The organism is Streptomyces sp. NPDC093221 (assembly GCF_044753885.1).
Taxonomy (GTDB): domain Bacteria; phylum Actinomycetota; class Actinomycetes; order Streptomycetales; family Streptomycetaceae; genus Actinacidiphila.
In genome coordinates this window covers 878,881-895,809 of record NZ_JBIVOA010000001.1, presented here as the reverse complement: position 1 = coordinate 895,809, position 16,929 = coordinate 878,881, and the positions used below count along the sequence as shown (strand labels likewise).

The 16,929-nt window shown below is 73.0% G+C and carries 16 protein-coding genes; 11 read left to right on the top strand and 5 right to left on the bottom strand.

Going from position 1 to position 16,929, the window contains the following annotated elements:
* The first annotated feature begins 5 nt into the window (after positions 1-5).
* Positions 6-500, top strand: coding sequence for an inorganic diphosphatase (locus ACIQCJ_RS03990; RefSeq protein ID WP_188283474.1), 495 nt, complete (start codon positions 6-8; stop codon positions 498-500).
* Positions 501-583: 83 nt separating this feature from the next.
* Here ACIQCJ_RS03990 and ACIQCJ_RS03985 read toward each other — a convergent pair whose 3' ends face one another.
* Both ACIQCJ_RS03985 and ACIQCJ_RS03980 read right to left on the bottom strand, forming a co-directional pair.
* A complete protein-coding gene (locus ACIQCJ_RS03985; RefSeq protein ID WP_391043026.1) occupies positions 584-2,002 on the bottom strand; it encodes a threonine/serine exporter family protein in 1,419 nt (472 codons plus the stop codon).
* A 344-nt stretch (positions 2,003-2,346) separates the two neighbouring features.
* Positions 2,347-3,081, bottom strand: coding sequence for a DedA family protein (locus tag ACIQCJ_RS03980; protein WP_402710629.1), 735 nt, complete (start codon positions 3,079-3,081; stop codon positions 2,347-2,349).
* Positions 3,082-3,246: 165 nt separating this feature from the next.
* Here ACIQCJ_RS03980 and ACIQCJ_RS03975 point away from each other — a divergent pair, with 165 nt between their 5' ends.
* The 4 genes from ACIQCJ_RS03975 (at position 3,247) to ACIQCJ_RS03960 (ending at position 7,244) form a co-directional block, all read left to right on the top strand.
* Entirely contained in the window at positions 3,247-4,650 is a 1,404-nt protein-coding gene (locus tag ACIQCJ_RS03975) for an ABC transporter ATP-binding protein (protein WP_401856164.1), read from the top strand.
* A 55-nt stretch (positions 4,651-4,705) separates the two neighbouring features.
* A complete protein-coding gene (locus ACIQCJ_RS03970) occupies positions 4,706-5,071 on the top strand; it encodes a YbjQ family protein (RefSeq protein ID WP_355336414.1) in 366 nt (121 codons plus the stop codon).
* 113 nt (positions 5,072-5,184) lie between these two features.
* Entirely contained in the window at positions 5,185-5,709 is a 525-nt protein-coding gene (locus tag ACIQCJ_RS03965) for a DUF664 domain-containing protein (RefSeq protein ID WP_391043018.1), read from the top strand.
* 134 nt (positions 5,710-5,843) lie between these two features.
* Positions 5,844-7,244 carry a glutamate decarboxylase gene (locus tag ACIQCJ_RS03960; protein WP_402710628.1) on the top strand — a complete coding sequence of 467 codons (1,401 nt, stop codon included), beginning with the start codon at positions 5,844-5,846 and terminating at the stop codon, positions 7,242-7,244.
* Between the two features lie 13 nt (positions 7,245-7,257).
* Here ACIQCJ_RS03960 and ACIQCJ_RS03955 read toward each other — a convergent pair whose 3' ends face one another.
* Positions 7,258-8,364: a SpoIIE family protein phosphatase gene (locus ACIQCJ_RS03955; RefSeq protein WP_391162508.1), complete on the bottom strand. Its 1,107-nt coding sequence runs from the start codon at positions 8,362-8,364 to the stop codon at positions 7,258-7,260.
* 161 nt (positions 8,365-8,525) lie between these two features.
* Here ACIQCJ_RS03955 and ACIQCJ_RS03950 point away from each other — a divergent pair, with 161 nt between their 5' ends.
* The 3 genes from ACIQCJ_RS03950 to ACIQCJ_RS03940 all read left to right on the top strand — a co-directional run bounded on the left by ACIQCJ_RS03950 (position 8,526) and on the right by ACIQCJ_RS03940 (position 10,532).
* Positions 8,526-8,753: a dodecin gene (locus tag ACIQCJ_RS03950; RefSeq protein ID WP_355336410.1), complete on the top strand. Its 228-nt coding sequence runs from the start codon at positions 8,526-8,528 to the stop codon at positions 8,751-8,753.
* A gap of 226 nt (positions 8,754-8,979) precedes the next feature.
* Entirely contained in the window at positions 8,980-9,495 is a 516-nt protein-coding gene (locus ACIQCJ_RS03945) for a hypothetical protein (RefSeq protein ID WP_355336409.1), read from the top strand.
* Entirely contained in the window at positions 9,492-10,532 is a 1,041-nt protein-coding gene (locus ACIQCJ_RS03940; protein WP_355336408.1) for a rod shape-determining protein, read from the top strand. Before ACIQCJ_RS03945 ends, ACIQCJ_RS03940 begins: the two co-directional genes overlap by 4 nt.
* Positions 10,533-10,644: 112 nt before the next feature.
* Here ACIQCJ_RS03940 and ACIQCJ_RS03935 read toward each other — a convergent pair whose 3' ends face one another.
* A complete protein-coding gene (locus ACIQCJ_RS03935) occupies positions 10,645-11,484 on the bottom strand; it encodes a hypothetical protein (protein ID WP_402710627.1) in 840 nt (279 codons plus the stop codon).
* 215 nt (positions 11,485-11,699) lie between these two features.
* Here ACIQCJ_RS03935 and ACIQCJ_RS03930 point away from each other — a divergent pair, with 215 nt between their 5' ends.
* Positions 11,700-12,962, top strand: a complete 1,263-nt coding sequence (locus ACIQCJ_RS03930) for an APC family permease (RefSeq protein WP_402710626.1) — start codon at positions 11,700-11,702, stop codon at positions 12,960-12,962.
* Positions 12,963-13,063: 101 nt separating this feature from the next.
* Positions 13,064-14,083 (top strand): LD-carboxypeptidase, encoded by a 1,020-nt coding sequence (locus ACIQCJ_RS03925; protein ID WP_402710625.1) that lies wholly within the window; start codon positions 13,064-13,066, stop codon positions 14,081-14,083.
* A gap of 176 nt (positions 14,084-14,259) precedes the next feature.
* Here ACIQCJ_RS03925 and ACIQCJ_RS03920 read toward each other — a convergent pair whose 3' ends face one another.
* Positions 14,260-15,321 (bottom strand): DUF2786 domain-containing protein, encoded by a 1,062-nt coding sequence (locus ACIQCJ_RS03920; RefSeq protein WP_402710624.1) that lies wholly within the window; start codon positions 15,319-15,321, stop codon positions 14,260-14,262.
* A 322-nt stretch (positions 15,322-15,643) separates the two neighbouring features.
* Here ACIQCJ_RS03920 and ACIQCJ_RS03915 point away from each other — a divergent pair.
* Positions 15,644-16,929 (top strand): GH25 family lysozyme (locus ACIQCJ_RS03915; protein ID WP_402710623.1); only part of this gene is annotated, 1,286 nt, incomplete at its 3' end.

Here is a 16,929-nt window from a genome sequence, read left to right as displayed (position 1 = left end):
GGGCCTTGGAGTTCGACGTCACGATCGAGATCCCGAAGGGTTCGCGGAACAAGTACGAGGTGGACCACGAGACCGGTCGTATCCGCCTGGACCGCAGGCTCTTCACCTCGACCAGTTACCCGGCCGACTACGGCTTCATCGAGAACACCCTCGGCCAGGACGGCGACCCGCTGGACGCGCTGGTCATCCTGGACGAGCCGACCTTCCCCGGCTGCCTCATCACGTGCCGGGCGATCGGCATGTTCCGCATGACGGACGAGGCCGGCGGCGACGACAAGGTGCTGTGCGTGCCCGCGTCGGACCCGCGCGTGGAGCACCTGCGTGACATTCACCACGTCAGCGAGTTCGACCGGCTGGAGATCCAGCACTTCTTCGAGGTCTACAAGGACCTCGAGCCCGGCAAGTCCGTCGAGGGCGCCAACTGGGTCGGCCGCACCGAGGCCGAGACGGAGATCGAGGAGTCCTTCCGCCGTCTGAAGGAGCAGGGCCCGGGCCACTGAAGCCCCGCCGCACCTGAACGCCGGGCGGCCGACACGTCATCAGCGACGTGTCGGCCGCCCGGCGTTTCCGTGCCCGAGCGGGGTCAGAAGCCGCGGGTGCGTTTGGCCGCGCCGCGCGGGGCGGCGGGGCCCGGCGGCTTGAGGACCAGGCGGGCCAGCTCGCCGCCGAGGTTGACGCCGATGGCGATGGCCAGGGCGAGGGCGGCGGCCCGGGTGAGCAGGGTGAACGCCTGGTCGGAGTGGTTGTTGGTGAGGGCGAGCAGCCCGAAGTACGTGGCGGATCCGGGCAGCAGCGGGCCGATGGCGGCGGTGACGTACGGCAGCACGGACACGTACCGGTAGCGGGCCATCAACTGGCCGAAGAGGCCGACGAGTCCGGCCGCGGCGGCGGTGGCCGCGACCTGGTTGCCGCCCGCCTGCTGGTGCAGGACGCCGTAGACCGTCCAGGCGATGCCGCCGTTGAGGGTGACCAGCGGCAGGACGCCGCGCTCGCACTGGAGCAGCACCGCGAAGGCGAGGGTCAGCACCATCGCGGCCAGCAGCTGCACCCACGGGTGGTCGTACGCGCGCAGCGCCTGGTCGGGGTTGAGGTCGGCGCCGAGGGTGGTGAAGCCCGCGTAGAGGATGACGGTGACGCCGATGACGATGCCGACGACGAGGTACATCACCTCCAGCAGCCGGGCCGAGGCGGTGATGTAGAAGCCGGTGAGGCCGTCCTGGACGGCGGCGACCAGCGCGCGGCCCGGCAGCAGCGCGAAGAGCCCGCCGGTGATCACCGCCGACGCCTGGACGCCGTTGGCGCCGGGGATCCAGTGCGCGTACCGGTCGATGAGGACGCCCATCGCGGCGGCGGGCATCGCCGCCGCCGCGAACTGGTAGAACTCCGGCAGCCCGCGCCCGGCGAGCAGCCACGCGAGCCGGTCGCCGAGCATCGCGGCCAGCGCGGCGGCGGCGAAGATGACCGGGCCGCCGCCGACCAGGACGCTGGCCGCGCCCGCGAGCAGCCCGGCGGCGCCGGTGAGCGCCCAGGAGCTGTACGGGTGCCGGTTGCGGCGGATCTCGGCGAGCCGGCGGTACGCGTCCTCCAGCGTCGCCTCGTGCGCGGTGATCTCCTCGACGAGCTGGAAGACCGCGGCGAGCCGGGTGTAGTCGGTGCCGCGGCGGCGCACCGTGCGGCTCATGGTCAGCGGCGGGTCGGTGAGCGAGGGCTGGAAGGAGATGCCCAGCAGCGTGAAGGTGACGTTCGGCTCGACGCGGGCCAGTCCGTACGCGTAGCTGACGCCGAGCATCGCCGCCTCGACGTCCTCGGCGCCCTCGCCGCCCGCGAGCAGCAGTTCGCCGATGCGCAGGGTCAGGTCGAGGACGCGCGGTACGGGGACCAGGTGCGCGGTTTCCTGGCGGTCCGCGGGGGTCTCGGGTGCGGGGCGCTCGGTGACGGGGATGCGGACCATGGCCCGCATCCGGTCCTGCCACCGCGCGTCGGTGGGCGGCAGGACGACCATCGGAATGCTCCCGGTGGTGCCGGTGAGGCTTGTCGGGCCCGTCGTACCCGTTGTTCCGGAAGCTCCGGCTGTTCCCGGTGCTCCTGTTGCTCCGGGCGTTCCCGCTGTTCCCGCTGTTCCCGCCGTTCCGCCGGGCGGGGCGAATGCGCTGCCCGTGACGACCGGGGGGAATGTGGTGCCTGTGGGGGGTGTGAATTCGGAGCGGACCTCGTCCGACTCAGGTTTTCCGTCGTCGGACACCGGTCGTGCTCTCCTTTCCGCAATCCGCGTTTCTGTGAATCCTGTGAATCACGGGAATCCCGCCGACGCCCCCGTTCCCCCGTTACGGCGTCGGTTCCCGCAGGTCAGCGCTTTTGCGCGCGGTGCCGGCCGGGGGTGCGCGGCGCGGCGGGAACCGGCTCGGGGCCGCCCGCCGCCGGGCCCGTACCGGCGCCCGCACCCGGAATCACGGCCTCCTTTTTCGCCTTGCCGCGCGACCGCAGGTATTCGATGCCGATCGGCACCACCGAGAGCAGCACGACCAGGACGAGCATCGCTTCGATGTTCTTGTGCACGAATTCGATCTGGCCGAGCCAGTATCCGAGTACGGTGACACCCGCACCCCACAGTGTCGCGCCGATGAGGTTGAAGGTGACAAAGGTGCGGTAGTTCATTCGGCTGACGCCTGCGACGATTGGGGTGAACGTTCGTACGATGGGCACGAAGCAGGCCATCACGATCGCCTTGGGTCCATGGCGCTCGAAAAAGGCATGTGCCTTCTCGATATTCTCCATCTTGAACAAGCGTGAGTCGGGCCTGCGGAACAGCGAGGGTCCGACCTTGCGGCCGAACAGATATCCCGCCTGTTCGCCGAGCACCGCCGCCACCGCGATCAGCGCGGCCACCAGCGCGAGCGGCTGGTGCAGCGTGCCGGTCGCCACCAGCAGACCGGTCGTGAACAGCAGTGAGTCTCCGGGCAGGAAGAAACCGATGAGGAGCCCGGACTCGGCGAACACGATCAGCAGTACGCCCCACAGGCCGTACGTGTTGATCAGATGGTCCGGGTCGAGCCAGCTCGGGCCGAGCGCGATGGTCGTCACGGACCAAAACTATCAATCCAGTGTTGATACAAACGTTCCGCAACCTGCGGTTGGTGCACTACCTTCTCCGCAGCGTCATCCACGCACCACCCTAAGTTTCGCAAGTCTGGCATCTCTCCCCCCACGTGCCCCGTCACCGCGTCCGACCACCTGGCGGCTCCCGTTATGACTCGCGCCATCGCACTGCACGAAGTTTCCAAGTACTACCCGAAGCAGCCGTCGCCTGCTGTGGACCGGTTCTCGCTCGACATCGCACCCGGAGAGTTCCTGGTGCTGCTCGGCCCGTCCGGCTGCGGCAAGTCCACGGTCCTGCGCATGATCGCGGGTCTGGAGGACATCACCACCGGCGAGCTGCTGCTCGACGGGGAGTACTCCAACGACCTCGCACCCGGCGACCGCCGGATGGCGATGGTGTTCCAGAACTTCGCGCTGTACCCCAGCATGACCAGCCGGGAGAACATCGGCTTCCCGCTGCGCTTCGAGATGCCCGGTGAGGAGCACGGGCCCCGGGTCGACGAGACCGCCCGCATCCTCGGCATCGAGGAGATCCTGGACCGCTACCCCGGACAGCTCTCCGGCGGCGAGCGGCAGCGGGTCGCGATGGGCCGGGCGATCTCCCGGCACCCCTCGGTCTTCCTCATGGACGAGCCGCTGTCCAACCTGGACGCGAAGCTGCGCGCGCACCTGCGCGCCGAGATCGCCCGGCTGACCCACGGCATGGGCGTCACGACGGTGTACGTGACGCACGACCAGGCCGAGGCCATGTCGCTGGGCGACCGCGTCGCGATCATGCGCAGCGGTGTCCTCCAGCAGATCAGCACGCCGCGTGAGGCGTACCACCTGCCGGAGAACGTGTTCGTCGCCGCTTTCGTCGGCACGCCCCGGATCAATCTCCTCCAGGCGACGGTCCTGGCGCCGCTCGGCGGCGGCATGTGGATCGACTTCGGCCGCCAGCGGCTCGGCATGCCGGAACCGCTCAGCCTCGACCACCAGATGCTCCGCATCCAGCAGGGGCGCCGCATCATCGTCGGGCTGCGCTCGGAGGCCGTACGCATCGCGCAGCCGAGCCAGGCGCACGCGGGCGAGGTCGTGCTGAGCGGGATCGTCGAACACGTGGAGTACCAGGGCCACGAATCCCTGGTGCACCTCAACACCGGGTCGCGGCCCGCCGTCGTCCCCGAACTGGAGGCCCCGCGGCCCGCTCAGGCGCCGTCCCGCTCGGGCACCCGGCGCGCGGCGAACGGCTCGGGCACCAGCCTCGGCAAGCTCGCGCAGAAGGCCGCGCGGCGCATCCAGGCGTCGGTGCCGGCGCGGGACGGCGGCTCCAACGGCGGCGTCCCGCCGCGGCCGAACCACGCGCCCGGCCGCGCTCCGGTGACGGTGATGGACCGCCCCCTGGGCGCGCCCGAGACCCAGACCGGCGACCTCGTGGTCCGCACCGGCCCCGACATCCGCGTCCGCCGCGGTGACCGCGTGCCCCTGCTGGTGGACCTCGCCCACCTGTACGTCTTCGACCACGAGGGCCAGCGCATCTGTCCCGCCCCGGTCCAGGCTCCCCGCCTGGAATAGCCGCGTCGGCGTATTCGCGGGTGCGAGGCGGGGAGGTGCGGGGCAGGCTGCCGATATGGGAATCGAAGAGTACGGCGGCGGCCAGGAGCAGGGCGCCGAGATCATTGTCGTCACGACGAACGACGTGCCCGGCTTCCGGGTCGAGCGGGTCATCGGTGAGGTCTTCGGCCTCACCGTCCGCTCGCGGCACCTGGGCAGTCAGATCGGCGCCGGGCTGAAGTCCATGATCGGCGGCGAGCTCAAGGGCCTGACGAAGACACTGGTGCAGACCCGTAACCAGGCCATGGAGCGCCTCGTCGAACAGGCCAAGGCGCGCGGCGCCAACGCCGTCCTCATGATGCGCTTCGACGTCACCGACGCCGCGGACCTCGGCACCGAGGTCTGCGCGTACGGCACCGCCGTGGTCCTCGCCCGCGAGTAGCCGCCCCCGCGGGGCGCATGGGGTCCGGGGCACCTGAGGGGCGGCGCCCGGTCCGGGGTCTCTTGTCGTACCCCGGTGGAATGCTGGGCGTCGCCGACCTCAAGGAGGATGCCATGCAGGACACCTCGTCCCCGGACCCCGAGACCACGATGCTGCTGTCGTACCTGGACGCCCAGCGGCGTCACGTGCTGGGGATTCTGGAGGGGCTGGACGAGGAGGCGCTGCACCGGCCGGTGCTGCCGTCGGGGTGGAGCTGCGCGGGGCTGGTGCGGCACCTCGCGCTGGACGTGGAGCGCTTCTGGTTCCGCGGGGTGGTGGCCGGGGAGAAGGCCGTGATCGACGCGGCGCTGACCGGCCCCGACGACGCCTGGAAGGTGGGCCCGGAGGTTTCGGCCAAGGGCGTGCTCGACCTCTACCGCCAGGAGACGGCGCTCGCGGACGCCGTGATCACCTCGACGGCGCCGAGCGCCGCCCCGGCCTGGTGGCCGACCGAACTCTTCGGGCCCGACGGCGGCATTCGGGACCTGCGCGAGGCGATCCTGCACGTCACGGTGGAGACGGCCTGCCACGCGGGTCACCTGGACGCCGTCCGTGAGCTGATCGACGGCAGGAAGTGGCTCGTGCTCACCGAGTCCTGAGCCGGACGCGCGGCCCAGTCTCCTGGGGGAAGTTCCGGGGCGGGAGCGGGCGCGGGGCGGCGGGCGGGTGCAGGCTGGGCGGGTCGGGAAAGACGCCCGCGCACGCGCTGCCGGGCTCGCCACGGAAGGCTGACATGTCACTGCACAAAGGCACGGACTCCGCCCGCAACATCGCCGTCAACCCGTTCTTCGGTGAGGCGGACCCGGTCGACGGCCGGATGACGGCTCCGCCCAAGCACAAGCTGGCGGACGGACCCATGCCGCCGCACACCGCGTACCAGATCGTGCACGACGAGCTGATGCTGGACGGCAATTCGCGGCTGAATCTGGCGACGTTCGTCACGACGTGGATGGAGCCGCAGGCCAGTGTGCTGATGGCGGAGTGCGCCGACAAGAACATGATCGACAAGGACGAGTACCCGCGTACGGCGGAGCTGGAGCGCCGCTGCGTGGCGATCCTCGCCGACCTGTGGGACGCGCCGGACCCCAGCTCGGTGGTGGGCTGTTCGACCACCGGCTCGTCCGAGGCGTGCATGCTCGCGGGGATGGCGCTCAAGCGCCGCTGGATGCGGCGCACGCCCGGCTATCCGGCGACCGCGCGGCCCAATCTGGTGATGGGCGCGAACGTGCAGGTGTGCTGGGAGAAGTTCTGCGCCTTCTGGGAGGTCGAGGCGCGGCTGGCGCCGATGGAGGGCGACCGGCTGCACCTGGACGCGGAGTCGGCGCTCGCCCTGTGCGACGAGAACACCATCGGTGTGGTGGCCGTGCTGGGCTCGACCTTCGACGGGTCGTACGAGCCGGTCGCGGAGATCTGCGCGGCGCTGGACGCGTACGAGGAGCGGACCGGTACGCACATCCCGGTGCATGTCGACGGCGCGTCCGGCGCCATGATCGCGCCGTTCCTCGACGAGGACCTGGTGTGGGACTTCCGGCTGCCGCGGGTGGCGTCGATCAACACCTCGGGCCACAAGTACGGCCTGGTGTACCCGGGCGTGGGCTGGGCCCTGTGGCGGGACACCGAGGCGCTGCCGGAGGAGCTGGTCTTCCGGGTGAACTACCTCGGCGGTGACATGCCGACCTTCGCGCTGAACTTCTCGCGGCCGGGCGCGCAGGTCGTGGCGCAGTACTACTCCTTCCTGCGGCTGGGCTGGGACGGCTACCGCGCGGTGCAGCAGGCCAGCCGGGACGTGGCGATGTCGCTGGCGGCGCGGATCGCGAAACTGGAGGACTTCACGCTGGTCAGCGCGGGTGACCAGTTGCCGGTCTTCGCCTTCACCACCGCGCCGGGGGTGGAGAACTACGACGTCTTCGACGTGTCGCGGCGGCTGCGCGAACGCGGCTGGCTGGTCCCGGCGTACACCTATCCGGCCGACCGCACCGATCTCGCGGTGCTGCGCATCGTCTGCCGCAACGGCTTCTCCGAGGACCTGGCGGACCTGCTGATGGAGGACCTGGGCCGCCTGCTGCCGGAGCTGCGCCGCCAGCCGCACCCGCTGAACCGCCCGGAGAACGTGGCGACCGCCTTCCACCACTAGCTGTCCGGGGGTCTCACGGCTGGCTGAGGCTCACCGCCAGCACCGCGCGGTCGTCGGCGACGGGCGCGCCGCCGGTCCAGGTGACCAGGTCCCGCAGCAGGACGTCGATGGCGTGCTGCGGGCCGGTCACCGGGCCGAGGCCGGAGAGCCGGATCTCGGGGTCGTAGAAGACGCCTTCGCGGTCGCGGGTCTCGGTCACGCCGTCGGTGACCAGCAGCAGTGTGGCGCCCGGCGGGAAGGCCAGCTCTTCGGGCACCGTGCGCACACCGCCGAGGTCGCTCATGCCGAACGGCACGTCGGGGGCGGCGGCTTCGAGGGTACGTACGGTGCCGCCGTCGAGCAGGTACGGCGGCGGGTGGCCGCGGTTGAGCAGCCGCAGGGTGTCGCACACCTCCTCGGGGTCCTCGGGGCGGTGGACGAATTCGGCCAGCAGCCCGGTGGTGAAGCCCTCCAGGTACTCCTCGCCGCTGCCGCCGCCGCGCCGCTCCCGGTCCCGGTCCAGCGCCCGGTCCAGGCGCCGCGCGAGGCCCGGCAGGTCGGGTTCCTCGTCGGCCGCCTCGCGGAAGGCGCCGAGCAGCACCGCGACGCTGGCGACCGCGCCCATCCCCTTGCCGCGCACGTCCCCGATCAGCAGCCGTACGCCGTAGCGGGTCTGCTCGGCCGCGTAGACATCACCGCCGATCCGCGCCCCGCTCTGGGCGGCCTCGTACCGGGCGGCTATGGCCAGCGGGCCGATCCGGGGCGGCGGGTCGGGCAGCAGGGCGCGCTGGGCCGACTCGGCGACGTCCCGCACGGTGGCGAGCCGCCGCCCCGAACGGGTCAGCGCCCGGTTGACGGCGAGGCCGATGACGGCGGAGAGCACCACGTTCAGGATCTCGGCCACGCCGACGCCCTCGCGGATGATGCCGCCGTGGACGGTGAGCACGAAGACGCCCACCAGCGACGCCAGACAGGTGAGGACCGCGATGCGGGCGGACTGGATCGCGCCGGCCAGTACACAGGCTCCGGCCAGCATCGTGTCGCCGGTGTAGGGATTGGGCGTGACGAGGTCGAAGACCAGTCCGCCGACGATCATGGCGGCCGGGACCCAGCGCATCATGGCGGTGGGCCAAGGGGTCACAGTCCGCACATCGTCCACTTGAGGATAATATGCCCGATTCGGGGTGAAGGGGATGCCCCGGCGGAGCCGTCCGGGACGGAACGGAACGGATGCGTCCCGCGGTGATGCGGGCCGCGCCCGTCTGCGGCACGGTGGAGGGACCTCCGAAGGAAAGGTCCGTCATGGCCGAGCACACCTATCGGGTCACCGAGATCGTCGGCACCTCGCACGAAGGCGTGGACGCCGCCGTCAGGAACGGCGTCAAGCGGGCCGCGCAAACGCTGCGCGGTCTCGACTGGTTCCAGATCACCGAGGTCCGCGGGCACATCGTGGACGGCGAGGTCGAGCACTACCAGGTGGGGCTGAAGGTGGGGTTCCGTCTGGAGGACACGGACGGCTCCGCCGGGTAGCGCCCGCCGCACGGGGTGCGCCCCGTCAGGGGCGCCGGGCCCGCGACGGGCGCTGCGGCACCGCCCCGGTCGGCCGTATGGCGTCACCCGCTCGGCGCGGCCCCGCCCCCGTTCGGCGTATCACCGGTCGCCGTTTCCGACAGGGCGTCAGATCCTTTTGTCATTAAGGCGGGTCATAGCCGGATTCGGCCCCGCCGTGGACGCTGACGCACTCTCGGGAGCCCGTATGAGCCAGGAGACGCCCACCCCGCCGCCCCCGCCGGGGTACACACCCCCGCCGCCCACGCCCCGCGAGTCCGCCTGGGCCGCAGGTGGCACCGTCTTCGCCGGGATGATGCTGGTGTTCGGCGGCGCGCTGGCGATCCTGGAGGGGATCGTCGGCATCAGGAAGAACTCGGTGTACGTCTCCACGCGGGACTACGTCTACAAGTTCGACGTCACGTCCTGGGGCTGGATCCACCTGGCGCTCGGCGTGGTCGCCGTCCTCGTCGGCTTCGGCCTGCTGGCCGGTTCCGCCTGGGCGCGCTGGGGCGGCATCCTGATCGCCGGGCTCAACCTGGTGGCGAACTTCATGTTCCTGCCGTACCAGCCGGTCTGGGCCGTGGTCATGATCGCCATCGACGTCTTCATCATCTGGGCGCTGGCCACGTACGAACCGGCCGGGCACGGTCACGGGTCGCACGGCGGCTCGCACGGCGGGCGGCACGGCACCTCCGCCCCGGGCGCCGGGGGCCGGCTGTGACGTACACGAGCCCCACACTGGAACAGCTCCGCCGCTGCACGGTCGCCGTCGACATCGGCGCCGCCCGTACCCGCGTCTACGTCCGCAACGTCGGCGTCGTCGCCGACGAGCCGAGCGTGGCCGCGGTCGACGTACGCACCGGCGCGCTGATCGCGGTCGGCGAGCGCGCCGAGCAGATGGCCGGGCGCACCCCCGGGCACATCCGGGTGGCCAGGCCGGTCGCGGGCGGCGCGGTCGTCGACATCGAGATGGCGCGGCGCATGCTCAAGCACGTGCTCGGCGACAAGCTCGGCAAGCGGTGGCGGCGCATGCCGGTGCTGCGCGCCGCGGTGTGCATGCCGCACGGCAGCGAGCCGATCGCGCGGCGCGCGGCCATCGAGACGCTGTACGGGCTCGGCGCGCGCAAGGTCGAGCTGGTGGACACGCTGATCGCCGCGGCGGTCGGCTGCGGGCTGCCCGTCGAGCACCCCGAGGCCACGATGATCGTGGTGTGCGGCGCCGGTACGACGCAGGTCGCCGTCCTGTCGCTGGGGTCCATCGTGGCCGCGGAGACGGTGCCGGTCGGCGGTGACGCCATCGACCGCGCGGTCGTGCAGCACCTGCGCAACCACCACGAGTTGATGCTGCCCAGCCAGTCGGTACGGCCGCTGCACCAGATGCTCGGCTCCCCCGGCACCGGCGGGACGGTCACCACCGAGGTCCACGGCCGCGACGTCGTCAGCGGCCTCGCCCGCTCCGTCCTCGTCGAGACCGAGGGCGTGCGCCACGCGATGCGCACCCCGCTCACCTCCGTGCTCGACGCCATCACCACCGTGCTGCGCGCCTGCCCGCCCGACCTGGTCGCCGACCTCGCCGACCGGGGCATCATGCTGGCGGGCGGCAGCGCCCTCATGCCCGGCCTCGACCTCATGCTCGGCCAGGCCACCGGCATGCCCGTCCACATCGCCCCCCGCCCCGACACCGTCGCCGTCCAGGGCCTCGGCGCCATGATCGAGGGCCGGGTCCGCCCCATGGTCCTCGACCCCCTGACGGTCTAGGTGTCTTGACCACCAGCCCCCCGCCACCGCGTCGACAACCCTCCGGGTCCCTACACCCAGGGCCGTCCGAGGGCACCCTCCCCCACGGCGGGTGCCCTCCCAGGACGCGCCTTCAGCGCGCGGCCCGGTACGCCAGGCCCCGTACGAAGGCGTCCCGCACGCTCGCCCTCAGCCGCCGGGCCCAGGGCGGGTCGGTCTCGCCGCGCGCCGTGCTCCAGCAGGCGAGGGCGTAGCCGTACTCCGCCGGGCTCAGGTACCCCATCCGGTACCAGGGCTCGTCCCCGCGGCCGGTGAGCATCCGGTCGGTGAGATCGCCGACCGGCACCACCGAGTACCCGGCCGCCTTCACGTAGTCGTCCGCGGCGTTGGCCGTCAGGACGCCCATGCCGAGGTGGACGGTCACCAGGTCGGTGAGGCGCTCCTCCTCCGCGCGGGAGATGCCCAGCCCGGCCACCCGCCGCTCGCCGACCAGCCGGGCGTGCGCCAGCTCGTGGGCGACGAGCCCCGCGAACGCGTCGGGCCGCGCGGCCACACCGCGGTCCAGTTCGATCACCGCCCGGCCGAGTACCTTGCGGTACTCACCGACCCGGTGCCTCTTGCCCGGGACCCGCTCCGGGGAGTCCACCAGCAGCACACGGACGCCGGAGACATCCGCGCCCATCACCGCGCCGATCCGCCGCACCAGCGGCTCGACCCGCTCCCGCGTGCCGCTGAAGTCCGCGGGGACGAAGCCCGGCAGCGCGATCTCGCGGTGCGCGGTCGCGGGCCCGAACTCCTCGGCGCACCACCGCAGCCACCGCTCGGTCCAGGCCCGCTCTCTGTCCGGTACGGGACACGTTCCCGGTACGTCGGCCCGCAGCCACGGTTTCGGCCCCGTCGTCCTCGACCCGCCCGGCGCCGGGTCCCTCCCCCGCAGCCAGTCCGCCACCCCGTCCGGCACCCGTCGGCCCATGCCACCCCCCGGTGTTCCCACCCGCCCTCTCCCCCCAGGACGCCCCCCGACCTCCCGCCAGTTGCACCGGCCGGGCCCGCCGCTCGCCACTGACCGGCGCGGGTCCTCGCGGCTCCCGCCGCCGCGGCCGCCGGAGGTGAACACGGCGTGGCCGGGGGCGGAAATGTGGTCGGCGGGGATCGCGGGGGGCGCCAGGGGGCTGGGAGCATGCGGGCGTGACGGGTGCGGCGGCGGGAGAGTTGAGGCGGCGCCTCGGTGTGGGGGACGCCGTGGTGATCGGCCTCGGGGCGATGATCGGCGCCGGGGTCTTCGCGGCGTTCGCTCCCGCGGCCCGCGCCGCGGGCACCGCGCTCCTCGCGGCCCTGGCGGTCGCTGCCGTCGTGGCGTACTGCAACGCGACGTCCTCGGCGCGCCTGGCGGCCCGCCACCCGCGCTCCGGTGGGACGTATGTGTACGGCACGGAGCGGCTCGGCCCCCTCTGGGGCTATCTGGCCGGGTGGAGCTTCGTGGCGGGCAAGACGGCCTCGTGCGCGGCGATGGCGCTGACGGTGGGGGCGTACGCGTGGCCCGAGCACCGCCGCGCGGTGGCGGTCGCGGCCGTGGTGGCCCTGACGGCCGTGAACTGCCTGGGCGTACGGAAGGCCGCCTGGCTGACCCGGCTGATCGTGGCGGTGACCCTCGCGGTCCTCGCGGCGGCGGTCACCGCGTGCCTGACCAGTACGCGGGCCGACACGGGACGGCTGGCGTGGGACGGTGCCGCCTCCGGCCCGCACGGCGTGCTCCAGGCCGCCGGTCTGCTCTTCTTCGCCTTCGCGGGGTACGCCAGGATTGCCACGCTCGGCGAGGAGGTGAAAGACCCGGCGCGGACCGTCCCCCGCGCGATCCCGCTGGCGCTCGGCGTGACCCTCGTGGTCTACGCGGCCGTCGCCGTCGCCCTGCTGACCGTTCTCGGGCCCGACGCCCTGGCCCGCTCGGCCGCGCCCCTCACCGACGCCGTCCGTACGGCCGGGGTGCCGGGTCTGGCCCCGGTGGTCCGCGTCGGCGCGGCCGTGGCCGCCCTCGGCTCCCTGCTGGCGCTGATCCTCGGCGTCTCCCGTACCACCCTGGCGATGGCACGCGACCGGCACTTCCCGTACGCGCTCGCCGCCGTCCATCCGCGCCACGGGACCCCGGTCAGGGCGGAGGCGGCGGTCGGCGCCCTGGTCGTGGCGCTCACCGCGACCACCGATCTGACCGGGGCGATCGGCTTCTCGTCCTTCGGCGTCCTCGTCTACTACGCCGTCGCCAACGCCAGCGCCCTGCGGCTGGGCGCGGACGAGCGCCGGCCGCACCCGGCCGTTCCCGTCGTCGGCCTGACCGGCTGCGCGGTGCTGGCCGCGAGCCTCCCCCCGGCCTCGGTGCTGGCCGGTCTCGGCGTGACGGCGGTCGGCGCGGTGGCGTACGCGGTGGCCCCGCGCCGGGGCGGCCGGTCGTCCTGAGCGGCGCCCGGTGTCGACCGCGGCGAGCAGTGCCCGCGCCGGGGCGGACGACCGGCGTAAATCGCGTGACCGCCTCCAGGGGCAGCGGCGAGACTGACGCCATGACCGGTTCCGCACCGCCTCACCCGCTGCGACCGCGCGCACTGGGGCCCGGGGATCTCGTGGTCCTCGCGGCGCTGTCCGGTCCGCTGTCCGCCGCGCACGAGCCCCATGTCGAGCGGACGGTGGCGGTGCTCGAACGGATGGGATTCCGCGTGCGCCGGGCTCCGCTGCTCGAAGCGGGCCGAAGCCATTGGTGGAGCGCGGCCGCACCGGCGGAGATCGCCGCAGAGCTCAACGGCCTTCTGCGTGATCCCGAGGTGCGCGCGATCGTCGCGAGTGACGGCGGCCAGACGGCGCTCGGCTACCTCGACCTGATCGACGTCGAGGCGATCAGGGCCGACCCCAAGCCGATCCTCGGCTACAGCGACATCTCGCTGCTGCATCTGGTGCTCCACGCACGCACGGGCCTGGTCGGGTTCCACGCCGACATGGCCGTCCCCGGCTTCGGCGGGCACTGGCGGTCCGCGCCCGGTGCGCGCCAGGCGGAACTCGAGAAGCTCTACTCCAGGCTGCTGACCTGTACCGAGGCGATCGGCGCGCTGCCCGCGAGCCCGTCGTGGGAGTGCTGGCGTCCCGGCCGTGCCGAAGGCCGTCTGATCGGAGGGGTGATCAACCGCGTCGTGCTGGCGCAGGCGACGCGGTTCGCGCTGCCGCTCGAACGGTTCGACGGCGCGGTGCTGTTCTGGGAGGAGACGGGCGGCCTGGCCTCGCACGTGTGGAGCTATCTGCAAGTGCTGCGGCACTCCGGCGTCCTCGACCGGATCTCCGGCATGGTCGTGGGCGTTCCGGGCGGGATCGGCGGACTTGAGCCCGGCGCGTCCCCGACCCTGCCCGAGCTGGTCCTCGACGTCCTCGGCGACCGTGACATCCCGGTCCTGGGCAACGTCGAGTTCGGGCACGCCGGTCCGAATCTGCCGATGCCGGTCGGCATTCGCGTCGGCCTCGACGCGCGACGGCGGACGTTGTCGCTCCTCGAACCGGCGGTGGGGCCGCGCGCGACGACAGGCCCGGCCGGCTGAACACCGCCGATCAGCGAGCGGGGCCGCGCGCGGCGACGGGCACGGTCGGCTGAACACCGCCGATCAGTGAGCGGACGGCGAGCGGACGCGGTCACCGGCGGTGAGAGGGCGTCCACGGGGGCGCGACCGTGGGGGCCGGGCGCGGGCTCTCCTCGGACGAGCGGTGGGGCCGGGGTTCAGAAGCGGGCGCGGTCGGCCGCCGCCTCGCCGTGGCGCCAGCCCTCGGCGTCGCGGCCCTTGAGCCGCGAGGTGGTGGTGGACGGGAACATGCGGCGGGTCGCGTCGCGTACGTCGACCTCGCGGGCGGCGAGGACGGGCAGCAGGTCGGCGGGCGGGGTGGCGGTCTCGGCCTGGGCCTCCCGGGTGGCGGCGGCCAGGCGTTCGCGGACGCGGCCCGCGTAACCGATCAGGAAGGACTCGCGGAAGTCGCGCGAGCGCGAGGTGCCGCCGCGCAGAGCGTGGTCGGCCTGGACGAGCAGCGAGGTGTAGAGGAGTTCGACGGCCTCCAGGTCGGTCGCGAAACCGACCACCGTCGAGAAGCCGAAATCGGCCGCCCACACCGCCTGGCAGCGGTTCGCCGCCGCGACGGCGTCCAGCAGCAGGGCCTTCGCGCCCTCGTACGGGCGGTCCACCCCGATCCGGCACGCGCCGGGGCCCCGGCCCGGCGCCCCGGGCGCTCCCGTGGCCGCGACCAGCGCCTCGTCGATGCTGTGCCTGGCCATCAGGTGCTGGGCCTTCGCCGACAGCGCCTCGGCCTCCTCGGGGAAGCCGGTGGACTCGGCCTTCGCCAGCAGCGCCCGGATGCGGGCGAGCATCTTGGAGTGCGGGCCGGTGGCCGGGGGCGCCGACGCGGGGCCAGGCGTCAGGGGGGTGATGCGGGGCAGCCGCCCGTACAGGCAGAGCAGTTCCACGAGGGCCGTCGCCGTACTGAAGCGGTCGAGCCGCTCGATGCGGGCGAACTCCGCGAGGAAGGGTTCCTCGCCGTCCCCCGCGGCCCGCGCCAACCGCTCGTGCCGCGCGTCGAGTTCCCGCCCGGCCATCCGTACGAGGTCCCGAAGCTCCCACCCGCGCGCCCCGCACTCCCGCACCACCCGCCCGGCCAGCTTCCTGGCCGCGCCCTCCCACCGCTCACCCGCGGCGGCCAGCACCGACGCCGCCGCGTCCACGGCGGCTTCCTCCGCCGTCGCCCCCGCGCCGGAGGCCACCGCCGCCGCATACGCCCGCTCGAACTCGTCCACGGATCCATGGTCGCCGACGCGGCGCGCGCCGCTCGCCGGCCCCCGCTGGCCGAGCGCCTACGCGGTCCCCCGCACGGGCCCCGAGAGCAGGAACGTGTTGCGGCCATGTCAATCCGTCCCTTAGGTTGACGCGCGTCGACACAGCCTGCGCGCAGAGGAGTTGATGTGCTGTCCGTGCTCTGGTGACGCCGCCCGGACCGGGCTCACCGGCCGCTCACAGTCCCGGCACCCGCACCCCGACTCCCACCGCCGACGACCGCACCGCTACACCCCGGCTCAGCGCGTCAGAGCGTGTCCCCCTCCACACACCCCTGGGAGCATCATGTCCGCAACCACCCCCTCGCGGTTCAGGCCAGCCACCCGCGGTACGGGCTCGGGCCGGAAGACGGCGTGCGCGGCCGGGCTGCTGGCCGCCGCCGTGACCCTGCTGGTCCTGCCCGGCACCGCCTCCGCGTCGACCGCCGCCGCCGACGGCCGCGGCACCCCGACCCGTATGACGCACCCGGATCAGGACCACGCCGGATCGGGGCTCGGGAGCCCGGGCGCGGGAACGCTGTCGGCCGCGGCGCGGGCGGCCGTCGGCACAGGCCCGGCCGGTCTCGACGTCAGCGGTTACCAGGGCAACGTCGACTGGGCGTCCGTCAAGAGCAAGGGCGCCGCCTTCGCCTACGTCAAGGCCACCGAAGGCACCACGTACACGAGCCCGAACTTCTCCCAGCAGTACAGCGGCTCCTACAACGCCGGGCTGGTCCGCGGCGCCTACCACTTCGCGCTGCCGAACAATTCGAGCGGTACGGCGCAGGCCGACTGGTTCGTCGGCCACGGAGGCGGCTGGAGCGCCGACGGCAGGACGCTGCCGCCCGCCCTGGACATCGAGTACAACCCGTACGGGGCCACCTGCTACGGGCTCAGCCAGAGCGCGATGGTGAGCTGGATCCGGGACTTCAGCAACGAGGTGCGCACCAGGACCGGGCGCTACCCGACGATCTACACCACCACCGACTGGTGGACGTCGTGCACCGGCAACAACAGCGGTTTCGGCGCCACCAACCCGCTGTGGGTGGCCCGTTACAGCAGCGGCCCCGGCACGCTGCCGGCCGGCTGGTCGGCCCAGACGATCTGGCAGTACGCCGACTCCGGCACCTTCCCCGGTGACCAGGACACCTTCAACGGCACCCTCACCGACCTCCAGAACTTCGCCAAGGGCAGCGGCTACAACCCGCCGCCGACCACGAGCTGGCCGACCGTCCAGCAGGGCGCGAGCGGCGAGCGGGTCAAGACGGTCCAGTACCTGCTCAACGCGCACGGTTCGTCCCTGGCCGTGGACGGTGCCTTCGGCGCGGGCACCAACACCGCCGTCCGCTCCTTCCAGTCCGCCCACGGCCTCACCGCCGACGGGATCGTCGGCCCCAACACCTGGCAGGCCCTGATCGTCACCGTGCAGCAGGGCTCGTCGGGCGCCGCGGTCCAGGCCGCGCAGAGCCAGCTCAACGCGCACGGTTCGTCCCTGGCGGTGGACGGTGCCTTCGGCGCGGGCACCAACACCGCCGTCCGCTCCTTCCAGTCCGCCCACGGCCTCACCGCCGACGGGATCGTCGGCCCCAACAC

Bases quoted from the DNA above. Each gene is read 5' to 3' on its own strand.
- ACIQCJ_RS03985 (WP_391043026.1), bottom strand. From the start codon at position 2,002: ATGGTCGTCCTGCCGCCCACCGACGCGCGGTGGCAGGACCGGATGCGG.
- ACIQCJ_RS03975 (WP_401856164.1), top strand. From the start codon at position 3,247: ATGACTCGCGCCATCGCACTGCACGAAGTTTCCAAGTACTACCCGAAG.
- ACIQCJ_RS03970 (WP_355336414.1), top strand. From the start codon at position 4,706: ATGGGAATCGAAGAGTACGGCGGCGGCCAGGAGCAGGGCGCCGAGATC.
- ACIQCJ_RS03965 (WP_391043018.1), top strand. From the start codon at position 5,185: ATGCAGGACACCTCGTCCCCGGACCCCGAGACCACGATGCTGCTGTCG.
- ACIQCJ_RS03960 (WP_402710628.1), top strand. From the start codon at position 5,844: ATGTCACTGCACAAAGGCACGGACTCCGCCCGCAACATCGCCGTCAAC.
- ACIQCJ_RS03950 (WP_355336410.1), top strand. From the start codon at position 8,526: ATGGCCGAGCACACCTATCGGGTCACCGAGATCGTCGGCACCTCGCAC.
- ACIQCJ_RS03945 (WP_355336409.1), top strand. From the start codon at position 8,980: ATGAGCCAGGAGACGCCCACCCCGCCGCCCCCGCCGGGGTACACACCC.
- ACIQCJ_RS03935 (WP_402710627.1), bottom strand. From the start codon at position 11,484: ATGGGCCGACGGGTGCCGGACGGGGTGGCGGACTGGCTGCGGGGGAGG.
- ACIQCJ_RS03925 (WP_402710625.1), top strand. From the start codon at position 13,064: ATGACCGGTTCCGCACCGCCTCACCCGCTGCGACCGCGCGCACTGGGG.